Origin of the sequence: Leptospira ellinghausenii (genome assembly GCF_003114815.1) — a bacterium.
Taxonomy (GTDB): domain Bacteria; phylum Spirochaetota; class Leptospiria; order Leptospirales; family Leptospiraceae; genus Leptospira_A; species Leptospira_A ellinghausenii.
Genome location: NZ_BFAZ01000009.1, coordinates 833526 through 846605, shown reverse-complemented (window position 1 = coordinate 846605; position 13080 = coordinate 833526). Strand labels below are relative to the sequence as shown.

13 protein-coding genes are annotated in these 13080 nt (G+C 38.2%); 7 read left to right on the top strand and 6 right to left on the bottom strand.

Features of this window, described 5'->3' with window-relative positions:
• Window positions 1-40 precede the first annotated feature (40 nt).
• The 4 genes from DI076_RS12465 to DI076_RS20145 are packed head-to-tail and all read right to left on the bottom strand — an operon-like array spanning window position 41 to window position 3590.
• Window positions 41-1090, bottom strand: coding sequence for a 3-deoxy-7-phosphoheptulonate synthase (locus DI076_RS12465; RefSeq protein WP_108960154.1), 1050 nt, complete (start codon window positions 1088-1090; stop codon window positions 41-43).
• 2 nt (window positions 1091-1092) lie between these two features.
• On the bottom strand, window positions 1093-1434 hold the full coding sequence (locus tag DI076_RS12460) for a rhodanese-like domain-containing protein (protein WP_108960153.1): 342 nt from the start codon (window positions 1432-1434) through the stop codon (window positions 1093-1095).
• A complete protein-coding gene (locus tag DI076_RS12455; protein ID WP_108960152.1) occupies window positions 1434-3377 on the bottom strand; it encodes an ABC-F family ATP-binding cassette domain-containing protein in 1944 nt (647 codons plus the stop codon). Before DI076_RS12455 ends, DI076_RS12460 begins: the two co-directional genes overlap by 1 nt.
• A gap of 51 nt (window positions 3378-3428) precedes the next feature.
• Entirely contained in the window at window positions 3429-3590 is a 162-nt protein-coding gene (locus DI076_RS20145; protein WP_012387307.1) for a hypothetical protein, read from the bottom strand.
• Window positions 3591-3700: 110 nt separating this feature from the next.
• On the opposite strand from DI076_RS20145, the gene DI076_RS12450 reads away from it, so the two are divergent.
• Window positions 3701-4537 carry a YihY/virulence factor BrkB family protein gene (locus tag DI076_RS12450; protein WP_108960151.1) on the top strand — a complete coding sequence of 279 codons (837 nt, stop codon included), beginning with the start codon at window positions 3701-3703 and terminating at the stop codon, window positions 4535-4537.
• Here the strand turns inward: DI076_RS12450 and DI076_RS12445 are convergent.
• Window positions 4522-4935: a hypothetical protein gene (locus DI076_RS12445; protein ID WP_108960150.1), complete on the bottom strand. Its 414-nt coding sequence runs from the start codon at window positions 4933-4935 to the stop codon at window positions 4522-4524. The genes DI076_RS12450 and DI076_RS12445 overlap by 16 nt on opposite strands.
• A gap of 161 nt (window positions 4936-5096) precedes the next feature.
• Here DI076_RS12445 and DI076_RS12440 point away from each other — a divergent pair, with 161 nt between their 5' ends.
• The 4 genes from DI076_RS12440 to DI076_RS12425 are packed head-to-tail and all read left to right on the top strand — an operon-like array spanning window position 5097 to window position 7922.
• Complete coding sequence (locus tag DI076_RS12440) at window positions 5097-5537, top strand: hypothetical protein (protein WP_100721321.1); 441 nt, start codon at window positions 5097-5099, stop codon at window positions 5535-5537.
• Complete coding sequence (locus tag DI076_RS12435) at window positions 5518-6096, top strand: LIC12231 family lipoprotein (RefSeq protein ID WP_108960149.1); 579 nt, start codon at window positions 5518-5520, stop codon at window positions 6094-6096. The genes DI076_RS12440 and DI076_RS12435 overlap by 20 nt, the downstream gene beginning before the upstream one ends.
• A 5-nt stretch (window positions 6097-6101) precedes the next feature.
• On the top strand, window positions 6102-7064 hold the full coding sequence (locus DI076_RS12430; RefSeq protein ID WP_108960148.1) for a sulfite exporter TauE/SafE family protein: 963 nt from the start codon (window positions 6102-6104) through the stop codon (window positions 7062-7064).
• A gap of 57 nt (window positions 7065-7121) precedes the next feature.
• Window positions 7122-7922 carry an EAL domain-containing protein gene (locus tag DI076_RS12425; protein ID WP_174705053.1) on the top strand — a complete coding sequence of 267 codons (801 nt, stop codon included), beginning with the start codon at window positions 7122-7124 and terminating at the stop codon, window positions 7920-7922.
• Between the two features lie 8 nt (window positions 7923-7930).
• Here DI076_RS12425 and DI076_RS12420 read toward each other — a convergent pair whose 3' ends face one another.
• Window positions 7931-9115: an Acg family FMN-binding oxidoreductase gene (locus tag DI076_RS12420; RefSeq protein WP_108960147.1), complete on the bottom strand. Its 1185-nt coding sequence runs from the start codon at window positions 9113-9115 to the stop codon at window positions 7931-7933.
• 52 nt (window positions 9116-9167) lie between these two features.
• Here DI076_RS12420 and DI076_RS12415 point away from each other — a divergent pair, with 52 nt between their 5' ends.
• Together DI076_RS12415 and DI076_RS12410 are read left to right on the top strand one after the other, a co-directional pair.
• Complete coding sequence (locus tag DI076_RS12415; RefSeq protein WP_108960146.1) at window positions 9168-9842, top strand: DsbA family oxidoreductase; 675 nt, start codon at window positions 9168-9170, stop codon at window positions 9840-9842.
• A 62-nt stretch (window positions 9843-9904) separates the two neighbouring features.
• The gene (locus DI076_RS12410; protein ID WP_108960145.1) at window positions 9905-12991 is read left to right on the top strand and encodes an efflux RND transporter permease subunit; all 3087 of its coding nucleotides are present in this window, start codon (window positions 9905-9907) and stop codon (window positions 12989-12991) included.
• The last annotated feature ends 89 nt before the right edge of the window (window positions 12992-13080 follow it).

Below are 13080 nucleotides of genomic sequence, written 5' to 3'. Positions count from 1 at the left end.
CTAAAAAACAGACACAAACCTCGGAGAGATAAGGGCAGTCTTACTTACGTTTGTTTGCTGCCTGAGCCAATTTTTCGAACATGGGAACTGTTGTTTCCCAAGACACACAAGCATCGGTAATCGATTGTCCATAGGTCAATGGTTTAGCGTCAATGGATTGGTTCCCTTCTTTTAAGTGGCTTTCAACCATCACACCGAGGATGTATTTGCTTCCTTTCGAAAATTGTTCCGAAACGGAATCCACAACACTTGGTTGTTTGCGAAAGTCTTTTTGGCTATTGCCATGGGAACAGTCCACCATCACTTTTGGAGGAAGGCCCGCTTTTTCAATTTGGGCACCCACTTCGTTCACGGACGCCTCATCAAAGTTAGGTCCTTTGTTTCCACCACGTAAAATCACATGTGTGTCTTTGTTTCCAGCTGTCTTAAAAATCGCACTGCTACCTTGGTTGGTCACAGACAGAAAATGGTGGCTGGAACTTGCGGAACGAATGGCATCAATTGCAATTTGAACATTCCCATCGGTACCATTTTTAAATCCAATTGGTGCGGAGAGCCCAGAAGCCAATTCACGATGGACTTGGCTTTCAGTGGTCCTTGCACCAATGGCTCCCCATGCAACGAGGTCAGCAATGTATTGTGGGGAGATCACATCCAAAAATTCAGTTCCACAAGGGATTCCCATTTTGTTAAGATCGAGTAAAAGTTTACGAGCAAGTTGTAGACCTTTGTTGATATGAAAGGATCCATCTAAATCGGGATCGTTGATAAGACCTTTCCAACCAACAGTGGTTCTTGGTTTTTCAAAATACACTCTCATCACAATGAGAAGTTCTTTTTCAAATTCTTTGATTTTTGGTTTTAGCTTTTCCGCATATTCCATAACGGCATTGATATCGTGAACTGAACATGGACCAACGACAACTAACATACGCTTGTCGTCTTTACCGTGGATGATGTCTGAAATTTGGCTTCTTGTTCTGACAACAACATCAGATGCCTCGTCAGTTAAAGGAAGTTCTTCAATCAAAACGGAAGGTGGAATGAGACTGTGTTGTTCTAAAATTCTTAAATTCGCTGTAGGTTTCATAATTAATACTTTTGCATGTTAGGATCAACTAGGTCAGAATAGGCAAGGATTCCCCCAGCAACATTTTTATAGGATTTAAATCCAGCTTGTGCTAAAATCCCACAAGCCATCCCTGATCTTCCACCAGAACGACAATAAACCAAAATCTCTTTGTCGATTTGGCTTTTGATTTCTTCAATCCTTGCAGCAAGTTCACTCACAGGAATGAGTTTGTCTGTACCAGGTACGAGTGCGATTTGTTGTTCATTTGGATTTCGTACATCCAAAACAAAAAAATCATCCTTTCCTTCCGCTCTTGCATCCAGACGTTTTTTAAAACTGACAACATCGATTTCCGGTACCATTATGTAACTCCGCCCATTTCCTCTAGTTCTAGTGTTGCCTCCTCCCAACGTTTGGTTAGGAGAGAGATTTCTCTTTTAATATCGTTATAAGTGTCCATTTCCAACTGAAAACTTCTGTTTTTAAAGAACTCTGGGTCCTGTAAAAGTTCTTCTTTGTCTTTTTTATTTTTTTCCAGTCTCTCTATTTGGACTTCTAAATCAGAAATTTCTTTTTCTAATTTTTTCCGTTTGTTTTTGCTTGCTTGGGGATTTGGCTTTTTTTCCTCATTTTTTGTTTTGGAAGATGTTTGGTCCTTAGCAATAGTACCCAATTCGTCCTCTTTGTGGAATTTGAGGTAATCGTCAAAACTGCAATTAAGGTTTTTTAATTCTCCAACTGAGAGTTGGAAGGTGCGGTTACAAAGTCCCTTCATAAAATCGGGGTCGTGGCTGATAATGAGTAGGCTTCCCGGAAAATCGAAGAGAGCACGTTTGATCGCTTCTCGGATGACGATGTCCAAGTGGTTTGTGGGTTCATCGAGAAATAAACAATTGGACGGATGATTGACAAGAAGTGCCAAACGAAGGCGACTTTGTTCACCACCTGATAAGTGTTTTACTGACTTAAAAACTCCGTCCCCAGGAAAGGCAAAATGCCCAAGAAGAGTCCTTGCTTTTTCTTCATTCAGTTCTGGGTATTTTTTTAAGACGGTTTCCACTAGGTTCAGTGATTCATCCAAATCTTCCCCGTGGGTTTGAGAAAAATAACCAAGTTTGGTTTTGGGACCATAGTACAATTTACCCGATTCAAGTTTGTGTTGTTCTAACAAACAGCGCATGAGGGTTGATTTACCTGCTCCATTGGGACCAACTAACGCAACCTTGTCGCCAGCAGAAATTTCAATTTCTGCATTTTCAAAAATGGCTTTTTTCTCACCGGTGTTTCGGTCTGGATAGGAAAAAGATGCATGTTCCAAACGTAAGATGATATTACTGGAAGGGACAAATTGGAATTGGTAGTCTGGTTTTTGGTTCCAAAAACTATCTTCTGGATTGTCTACTTTGTCCCGTTTTTCCAGGCGTTTGATGACAGACTGCACTTGTCTTGCTTTTGTGGCTTGGGCACGAAACCGTTCTACCCATTCCATACGGGATTTCAAATAGGTTTCTTCTTTTTCAAATTGGACTTTTAATTTTTCTTGGATTTCGTTTTTTGCTTCAAAAAACTCTTCCAAACTTCCTTGGAATTCAAACGTTCCATGTGGATTGATTTCAATGATGGTATCAACTGTTTGGTTTAAAAATTCAGGGTCATGTGTGACAAGTACAAAGGCCTGGTTTTGTGAAACCAGAAAATCAGCTAACCATGATTTGGTTTTATCATCCAAATGGTTTGTTGGCTCATCTAAAAGTAATAAATTATGTGGATTGAGTAGGGCAATCGCCAGACCGATACGATGGTGGTATCCTGGAGAAAATTCTTTTGTTTTTCTAGTAAAGTCAGTAGTGGCAAATCCAAGCCCCGAAAGGATTTTTTTGGCGCGAGCTTCTAGACCGTGTAAGTCGTGTAAGTGCGCAAATTCCTCTAAATCACTTTGTTCGTGGAGTAATGTTTCAAATTCTGGATCTTCGTGATCGGTGGTTTCAAACTTGGATTCGATGGCCTTCCGTTTGGCATCGTATTCGGCATACAATTTGTTTTCATCGAGAACGGTTTCGATCACAGACGTATCCGGATTAAATTCAGGAATCTGTTGGAAGAGGGATAAAACGGTGTGTTTGGAACGAATCACTTCCCCGGACTCGGGTTTTAATTTCCCTGCGGCCATTTGGAAAAGTGTGGTTTTTCCAGAACCGTTGGGACCCACAAGGGCAACGCGACAGCCAGGTTTGATATGCCAGCTAAAACCCTCAAAGAGGACTTTAGGACCGAAATGTTGGTGGATTTGGATGAATTGGATCAAAGCGTTTGCGAAAACCCGCCGTTTCGGCGGGGAATTTAGGAGGGACTAACCTTATTTCTTGGCTAGGAGTTCCGCCTTTCTTTCGCGAAGGTGTTTCACATAAAGGCTTGATTCGCCATTCATGGTTTCAACCGACTTTTTAATGGCAGAGTCAATTTCCTCGACCGTCATTTTCGCGATTTTTTTGTTCTTCTTTTCTTTTTCTTCTGACATGGAAGTTTTCCCCTTTTAGGTACGTCACTGAGATTCTTCCAGAGTTTCCGTAAGATAGGAGAGGGCAAGAAAAATAAGACAAAAATACAGACAACTGACAAACTGACCGCATGAAACGGATCCGTCGATTTTTCAGTGAAGTGTATTTGTATGATGTCCATGGCCTTGCCTCAGAACTTTCATTTACCTTTCTTTTGACCCTATTTCCCTTACTCGTTGTATTTGTGACCCTACTTGGGTTACTCCAAGATCCAAAAACCATCAATTTGATGACGGACCAAATTGGGAAATTTTTACCAGCTCCCATTTTCCAACCCATCGACAAAAGTGTAGAAAACCTAACAAGAGTAAAAAGTTATAATGTGATCGCCATCAGTATTGCAATTTCCTTTTTTTCTAGTTTAACCATTTTTGGAACCATTTCTAAGGCACTTCGTTTCATATCTAGGGATGAAACACAAGTTGGGTTTATTGCCTCACAGTGGATCAATTTTCGATTGTTAGTGATTTCTCTTGTTTTACTGATTTTGTATTTTTACCTTACTTATGGAATCGTTTCCATTGAACGAATGTTATATAAATCGTTTCGGTTTTCATTTTTTCGAAACAATCCCTATCTTTCGGTTTCTCTCATTATTTTACCTTATTGCATTGGTTTGTTTACTTTTTATTATGCATATATCACAAAAGCAAAAACGACATTAAAGGAAAATTTACCAGGAGCAATATTTGCTTCATTACTTGTTCTTGGTATGAGTTTTGGATTTCAATTTTATTTAAAAATGAAAAACGTAGGTGTGAACTATTCTTTAGCGTATGATTTGATTTCAAAAATGGTAGTACTGATGTTGTATACTTACATCAACTCGACATTTTTTATCTGGGGATTTTTGTGGAACCAAGTTCTTTCGGATGATCGAAATAAAAAATCTCAGTCTAAAAAATAATCAGGTTCTAGGATCCGTGGACAAAAGGAAATGATGATTCCAAAATAATGTCTGGCCAAAGAATGAAACAACCATTCGCCACCAGAAGATAAAATGTCATCAGCATCCAAATCTGTGTAACCTTTTTTATGGAACAACTGATCGAGGCTCCAATTTTCTTCTCCAGGGATCACTTGGACTTTTAAATGTGCATAAAATTTATGTTCCAAATGATGGTAACGAAAAACGAGAGCTCTACCACCTAACGGATTTCGTATGGTAAATGTTAACCAAGAAGGAAAATCGTTCTCTGGTTCTGAGCTGAGGTGGTATAATTCCCAACCAATGTCTTTTGCATTTCCAAAAAATTCCTGAAAACTGGAAGCGAAGGCAGATTGGTATTCAGCAGTTATTCCCATTCTTTTTTTAATTCATTTTACAATCCCATTTTTTAGGCAAACCCTATCTCTTTTTTTGTAACAGTTTGGATTCATAGGGTTCAATTTTAATCCAAGAGAAACAAATTCAGGTTTCCTAAACAAGTGAAGTCCTTATCATGGGAACTCGAGGTTCGTAAGTTATGATCGAAACCATCAACATTAACTGGCCTAGTGGCGCCATCGACCCAACAATTCATTGTCCAGCCTGCGGAAGTATGGTTTTAAGTCCTCTCGAAGAAGAGGGCCCTGGTTGCCACCATGTACAATTCATCATTGATAGCGAATCAGGCGAATTTAACTACATAACAGAATCATTTGATGAAATCCTTAAGGAATTTCGTAAACCAGATGTAGAAGAATTTGATGAATGGGATGCAACAGAAGTGTTTCTGGAAGAAGCAGAATCGAATACCTTTTATGTGATGAACTTGATTTTACCAAGTAATGTTTCGATGGAAGATGATCCTGTATGTTTGCGCATCGGATATGAATTGTTTTTTACGGAAGACCAAGAAGAATTATACGAAGAATTAGAAAGAAGGCATGACGAGGAGGGTTTACATGACCATAGCCAAAACTAAATCAAATATTGTATTCATCACAGGAGCGGTATTGTTTTTCCTGTTGGTGTCAAATTGTATTATCAGCTACAAAGATTATCCAAAAATTTTGCCCCTTCCTTCGGAAGAAAAAACCTTAGACACAAATTTTGTTTATGTTTTGCCAACTTTTCCCCAACTCAATTTAGGGGGAAGAGAAGCTTTAAAAAATTATTTCGAAAACAAAACCAGATTTAAAAAAACACAAGAAGGTGTTGATGTACCTAAGGTTGGTTATTTGGTAAATGTAAAAGTAAATTACCGATCACCCACACCAGTTGCGACTGCATTTTTAGGAGTGTCAACTCTCACTGCAACTCTACTCCCTGCTTGGTCTACACAAGATGGTTACGACGTTCAGTACATACTATACAAAGATGGGAAAAAAGTTGGTACATATGATTACCACATCTTTCGGAATTATGCACAATGGCTTCTATTTGTTCCAATCTCTTGGTACAACTTTGAGACAGCGACTGAGAAAGAAGTATTTGAGCGTATGACATTTAAGTTCTTTGAAGATGCAAAAGAACATTTTTAATCCACTTGGAAGAAACCTTTCAAATTTTTAATCACTTTGTCTGGGGATTTTGGCCCGGGATTTTAGTTGTTTTTAGTGTTGGATTTTTTGTTGGGTTTTTAGCCTCCTTCCTAGGTTTGGGAGGAGGTTTTATTTACACTCCCTTTTTTCATAGTTTTTTTCATTTAACCGCTGTTCAAGCTGTTGCCGTATCACTTGCACAAATGCCAGTTTCTGCTTTGTCTGGGTTATATGTTTATTTTAAAAATGATAAAATTCGTTGGAAACAAGGGTTTTTATTACTCATTACCTCAATTCCTTCTGCACAATATGCTGCTTTAGCATTCGGAAGATTTGAAGATACCACTCTCGGTAAACAACTGTATTACGGAATTCCATTGTCTGAATTTGTATATTTGTTTGTGTTTACAATTTTTGTGGGATTACTTGCAGTTTATAATTTATTCACTGCATTCAATAAAAGGAAACTTTACTATAAGAGTTTATCCTTAGAAAATCAAAATCATTTAGTAAAAGAAGAGGGTGCACAATTAGCAACAGATTCTAAAACGAACACAACTTCTGTTTCCCCTGCGAAATCGGAATTTCATTTTACGAAACAATCAATTTTCATCGTTTTACTTGCAGGTGTTTTTTTTGGTTTATTCTCTTCCTTGTTCGGAGTGGGTGGAGGATTTTTAGCAGTTCCATTATTTATTTATTATTTTCGAATGAGCCCTGTAGAAGCCGTTGCTACATCCTTCCTTGGAATTTTTCTGACGTCGTTTGGAACTACAGTACAATTCCTAATTTTAGGAAAATTGCATTGGGAACTGGCACTCATTGGCAGTTTTGGAGGAATCTTTGGTGCTAGGATTGGATCTTTAAATGCGGTGAAGGCAAAACCATATACGATTTTATTCGTTACATCTTTCTTTCAATTTTTAGTAGTCACTTGGTATCTTGTGATGAAACTTCCAAAATTTTAGTGTATAAAACAAAGTTGCAATCTAGACGATACCGTCTAAACTGGGTAACCTAAAAAGATGAGACCAAGTTTTCCTGAAGCTCAGTTAATCGACACTCCCAATGGTAAAGTGCCTAAGTTATACAGTTGTGCCGAATGCCGGAGTGGCGCTGGACTAGATTTTGCCTTCTCCATGGCATTCCAACCCATCATTGATTGGAACCAAAAGAAAATATATTCACACGAAGCATTGGTTCGAGGGACACAAGGGGAATCAGCGTATTCAATCCTCTCCAAAGTAAACCAAACCAATCGATACCAATTTGATCAGTCTTGTCGGATCAAAGCCATCCAACTCGCAAGCCAAATCCAAATTCCAGCTTTACTCAATATTAATTTTCTCCCCAATGCTGTGTACCAACCAGAGACCTGTATCCGCACCACTTTAGAAGCAAGTCGTGAATACAATTTTCCATTGAATCGATTGGTTTTCGAGCTAACGGAGGGAGAAGAAGTCCAAGACCACAATCATATCATCAATATCTTTAAAGCCTACCAAAAGTATGGGTTTTTGACTGCGATCGATGATTTTGGATCAGGGTATTCGGGTCTGAACCTCCTTGCCAAATTCCAACCTGATCTGATCAAATTGGATATGGAACTCATTCGAAATATCCATACCAATTCCGTTGCTAGAAAACTCACAAAAGCCATCGCAGATGTTTGTCATGAGATTGGGATTCTCGTCATTGCGGAAGGTGTGGAAACTTTGGAAGAATTGAAAGTGTTAGTTGATATGGGAATTAATTTATACCAAGGGTACTTGTTTTCAAAACCAGCGTTTGAATCCGCTGGTGAAATTCAATTCCCTTCTCTTTAGTGTTTCACTTACAACAAAAAACTTTTTAAATCTCTTCTGAGAGAATCAAACTGATAAGAACTCCTACCAAGCCTTGCAATCAATTGGATTTCCTCGTTTGGTTTCAGTTTTAAAATTTGTTTTAACTTTTTTGTAAATACTCGGCTCTCAGGATAATCTTCCACAGCTTGGTTCATGGTATGGAAGGCAATGTTTTTGACTGCGCATGACAATGTATAACGCATAAAATCTCTTCCAGTCTGGATCCAAGTTGTTTCATCGTCTTTTCCCTCTGATAAGAAAAATACTAACGCTTTAGAAGAATACACTTGGGAACGAAACATTTGAATTCCAGCCTTTTTAGAATCTTCCGAATGCCAAGATTCCTTGGATAAATTCACAAAGAATTTTTTAGCAAACCAAAGTTTGAGACCAGATAATCCGTTTCCTTCCAACGTTAATCCATCTCGGTTTGTTAACATAGATTCTTCCGTTAAACGAAACCATTTACGATTGAGTTCATTGGATTCATAACGATTGGTTTCCATGGCAAACGCTTCGTCTAGTACAGGCAAAATGGAATTCATTAAAGAAGGATCATTTGTCCAACGTATGTTTTGAACAAAGGGTCGAGCCAAGGATTGGATTTCTTCCAGTTCTTCATTTCTGAGAAGATCACCAGAGTATACAGATCGATTCATCCTTCTTTTGTTAATGCCAGAAAATAAAAAGTCATGTACACATTTTGTTTTGGGTTGGATAGATACCTTTGCAATTGGTGTTTTGGAAAATGAATTTGATTTTGGTTTTCCATTAGGAAAAAGTTTGATAGTAGTATCAAACATTAATGAATCTGCCGTTAGGTGACAAAGTTCTAAAAAACAACCTTGTGTATGGTAAAATTGACGATTGATAGGGTCAATCTCTGGTAACTGTTTGTCTCCATCACCATATAGATAAAACTCAGAATCTGAGGTTTTTTTGAATTTCCATGGTTGAGAATTATGAGAGTTTGGTGCAAGAATTGCCGTCAGTAAAATTTGATCGATGGGGTTAGTGTAACCCAGGGATTCTGCATAAGCGATTGGATTTTCCCTGTGTTTTTGATTCTCTTCGCTCCCAAAAGCATATAGGCTTTTTTGAAACGACGGAAACGAAATGATACTGCCAATCGCTAAACTTTTTTTTAAAAAACTTTCTCTACTATGTTTCATCTTTTTCCTGGATATAGAATCGTTCCCATTATGAAGTGGAGTCTAATCTAAAATGTCAACCAACTCTGAATTATTTCCAATCGATATTGTTTCCGATGTAGCCTGTCCTTGGTGTTATGTAGGTAAAAAGAAATTAGAAAAGGCGCTACAAATTGTAGGGAATACCATCACTCCAGAAATTCGATGGAGACCATTTCAGTTATCACCAGAAATTCCAGAAGAGGGGATTGACTATAAACTACACCTAACACAAAAATTTGGAAGTTTAGATCGATTGGATGGAGCTTGGAAACGACTTACCGACATTGGAAACGATGTAGGAATTCATTTTCAATTCCAAAACATTCCTAAGGCAACAAATACTTTGGTTTTACATGCACTTGTTTCTGCCCTTCCCACTTTGGAAGCACAACAGAATTTAGTGGAAAGGTTTTTTGCTGCAAATTTCGCAGACGCATTGGACTTAAGTGACAAAGAAACAGTTTGGAAGGTTTCCGAACCCGTTTACCAAGACAGAAATTTATTCGAAACCATTTACTCAGATTCCAAATTAAAAAACGAAATCCAGCAAGAAATCCAATATTACCACCAAAATGGGATTAGTGGGGTTCCGTATTTTATCATTGGAGGGAAATACGCCGTCAGTGGTGCTCAGGACACTTCTGTATTTGTAGAAGTGATCGAAACCGTCATAAAAGAACGGGAATCTGGAAATAAAGGTCAATAAATTTCCTAATCATCTTGACTCACCGGTCAATATCTTAATATTTCGTATTCAATAGAGTTCTTATGAGAAAAGTTATCCATTTTTTTGTTTATAAACCGTTAGTTGCAAACTTGGTTTTTATATTTTTGTTTCTTGCGGGGATCATTTCAGTTCTTTCCATGAAACGGGAAGCATTCCCTCGCGTCAACTTTCGTCAAGTTCGTGTTCTTACCGTTTATCCAGGTGCAAGTCCTGTGGATGTGGAAAAAAAAGTAACGATTCCCATCGAAGAGAAGTTACGCGAAGTAGAAGGCCTTGATTCGGTTCGTTCCATTTCCAGAAACTCCGAATCTGATATCAGCATCAAAATTGATTTGGAACACAATAACCCTGATGGTGTTGTGAATGACATTCGTCGTGCTGTGGACCGGGTTACTAATTTACCAAGCCAAGTAAAGGATCGACCCATTGTCACGGAACAAAAGAGTTCCAACTTTCCTGTTTTGGAAATCGCAATCCATGGTGCGATGGATGAAATGGAATTACAAGAGATGGGGCGTTTCATTGAAGATGAGATGCGGAAAGTTTCTGGAGTTTCTCGTGTTGATGCGTTTGGAAAACGGAAAGAAGAATGGCGGATACGTGTTGATCCAGATTTAAAAAAACGATATACCATTGGATTTTCTGATATTATCAATGCAATTTCCAAACGAAATATCAGTGTTCCTGCAGGTTCATTTTTAAGACCCATCACACAAGACATTCGTGTGACTGGAGAGATTGCTGAAATCAATGATATCAAAAACATACCGATTCGTTCAAATGAAACGGGAAATTCAATTTTACTTTCACAGGTTGCCAATGTAAAAGATACATATGAAAGACCACGTGTCCTCGCAGTAGTAAATGGTGAACCTGCCTATGTTTTACAAATCATTAAAAAAGACAGTGCTGACATCATCCGAACTGTGGAAGCTGTCCAAGGTCGAATCGAAGAATTAAAGAAACAAATTCCAGCTAACATTCAATTTACGGAACTAAATAACGAAGGAAAAAGAGCAATCAAACGACTGGATGTGGTGATTACAAACTCTCTCCAAGGTTTGTTTTTAGTGGTCGTAGTACTCATTTTGTTTTTTAGTTTTAAAGATTCACTTTTAACAAGTATGTCTTTACCACTGACTTTATTTGCAACAACGATTGCATTTCCAATCTTTGATGTATCATTTAACTTAGTTTCAATGCTTGGGATCATTATATCTCTTGGGATGCTCGTGGACAATAGTATCATCATCTCTGAAAATATTTATAAGTATCGTTCGAAAAATTTTGAGTCAAGAGAAGCAGCTGTTTTAGGTGCGAGTGAATTGTTTGTGCCTATTATAGGATCTTATCTAACAACAGTAGCTGCGTTTTTACCAATGGCATTTATGTCTGGGATTATGGGAAAATTCATTTGGCAGATCCCATTTATGGTCATCGTTGCCCTGACTTTATCTCTCTTTGAGTCTTTTCTTTTGTTACCTGTTCGGTATGCACAGTTTACTTCGAATGAACCAAAAAAAAGATCCAAACATAGGGATCGTTTTCGTTCCATCTTGGAAAATGGTTTTGAGTCTTTAAAAACTAAGTTTACAAATTTTATCACTAAAGTTGTAGGAAGACCATTCATAACACTTGGATGTATCCTCATCGTATTTTTATCATCTTGTGGCTTAGTCGGTCTCATGAACTTCAATTTATTTCCAAAAGAAGGGATTGATTACGTGCTGGTTAGGGCAGAATTTCCACCTGACTTTTCAGCACAAGAGACCGCCAAACAATTGCAATACTTCCAACCGATTTTAGATAAAATTCCTAAATCAGAAGTACAAAGTGTCATTTTAAAAATTGGAATCCAACAAACGGATCCTACTGACCCACTCACACGCATTGGGGAACAATTAGGTATGGCTCAAATCATACTGGTTCCGGAAACCGAACGAAAAAGAACTGCCCAAGAAATATTCGGCGAACTGGAACCTGATTTAAAAAAATTACCAAATGCCATTTCAGTCATGGTGGATTTGGTTGTGAATGGACCTCCGATTGGAGCCGCTGTCACCGTTGCCATTGAAGGCCGTGATTACAAAACATTAAAACAAATTTCCAATGAGATGCAGGACTTTCTTCGAAAACAAGATGGTGTCATCAATATCAATGATGATTATAAACCAGGTAGAGAAGAAATCCAAATCCGTGTAAAAGACACTGCATCAGCTATCACAGGGATTGATACAGAAATTACAGCCTATTACGTGCGAACTGCCATGGAAGGTCTGGAAGCATCCAATCTGCGCAAAGGAAAAGATGAAGTGCGGATCATCATCCAAAATGATGATCGTTTTCGAGATGGGATAGAAGATTTAGATTCCATCCAAATTTCCAATAAATTTGGTCTGCTAACACCGATTACAGCAGTCACGACAAAAACAACTGTCCAAGGAATTGAAGCTCTTTATCATAACGACTATGAAAAAGCAATCACAGTCCTTGCTGATGTAAATGAATCAGTTACGAGTTCTTCCATCGTAAATGGAAAAATTGTCGATGAGTTTGGGAATATTGGGAAAAAATACCCTGGTTACAAAATTAAATTTCGTGGTGAACAAGAAGAGACTGCCAAGTCAATGGTTTCATTGTTAGTTGCAGGTGTGTTGGCTTTTTTTGGAATTTTTGCCATCCTTGCAATCATCTTTAATAGTATCAAAAAACCTGTGTTGATTTTATTATCGATTCCTCTCGGATTTGTGGGTGTTGTTTTTGGATTTTTGATTTCCGGTAAGGCTCTCAGTTTTCTTGCGATGATTGGTATCATCGGTCTTGCTGGTGTGATTGTAAATGCCTCCATTGTGTTAGTTGATACGATAGAAGAATTCCAATCCAAAGGAGAGGGACTTTTGGAATCACTCATTACAGCATCATCGGAACGTTTTCGGCCCATCCTTGTCACAACAATGACAACCATGGCAGGGATGATTCCGACAGCATATGCGATTGGAGGATCAGACCCACTCCTCATTCCTATGACATTGTCACTCGCTTGGGGATTAGGGTTCGGAACATTTGGCTCTTTGATCTTTATCCCAGCTAGTTTTTCTGCGTATTACAAGCTGAAAAAACGAGCATAAGCGAATGGATCCATTTTCTATAGGTAAATTACTCTAAGAAAAAAAGGATAGAGAGCGGTTACGTTCATTGTAATCGCTCTTTCTTTTTT

Bases quoted from the DNA above. Each gene is read 5' to 3' on its own strand.
- DI076_RS12465 (WP_108960154.1), bottom strand. From the start codon at position 1,090: ATGAAACCTACAGCGAATTTAAGAATTTTAGAACAACACAGTCTCATT.
- DI076_RS12460 (WP_108960153.1), bottom strand. From the start codon at position 1,434: ATGGTACCGGAAATCGATGTTGTCAGTTTTAAAAAACGTCTGGATGCA.
- DI076_RS20145 (WP_012387307.1), bottom strand. From the start codon at position 3,590: ATGTCAGAAGAAAAAGAAAAGAAGAACAAAAAAATCGCGAAAATGACG.
- DI076_RS12450 (WP_108960151.1), top strand. From the start codon at position 3,701: ATGAAACGGATCCGTCGATTTTTCAGTGAAGTGTATTTGTATGATGTC.
- DI076_RS12445 (WP_108960150.1), bottom strand. From the start codon at position 4,935: ATGGGAATAACTGCTGAATACCAATCTGCCTTCGCTTCCAGTTTTCAG.
- DI076_RS12440 (WP_100721321.1), top strand. From the start codon at position 5,097: ATGATCGAAACCATCAACATTAACTGGCCTAGTGGCGCCATCGACCCA.
- DI076_RS12435 (WP_108960149.1), top strand. From the start codon at position 5,518: ATGACCATAGCCAAAACTAAATCAAATATTGTATTCATCACAGGAGCG.
- DI076_RS12425 (WP_174705053.1), top strand. From the start codon at position 7,122: ATGAGACCAAGTTTTCCTGAAGCTCAGTTAATCGACACTCCCAATGGT.
- DI076_RS12420 (WP_108960147.1), bottom strand. From the start codon at position 9,115: ATGAAACATAGTAGAGAAAGTTTTTTAAAAAAAAGTTTAGCGATTGGC.
- DI076_RS12415 (WP_108960146.1), top strand. From the start codon at position 9,168: ATGTCAACCAACTCTGAATTATTTCCAATCGATATTGTTTCCGATGTA.
- DI076_RS12410 (WP_108960145.1), top strand. From the start codon at position 9,905: ATGAGAAAAGTTATCCATTTTTTTGTTTATAAACCGTTAGTTGCAAAC.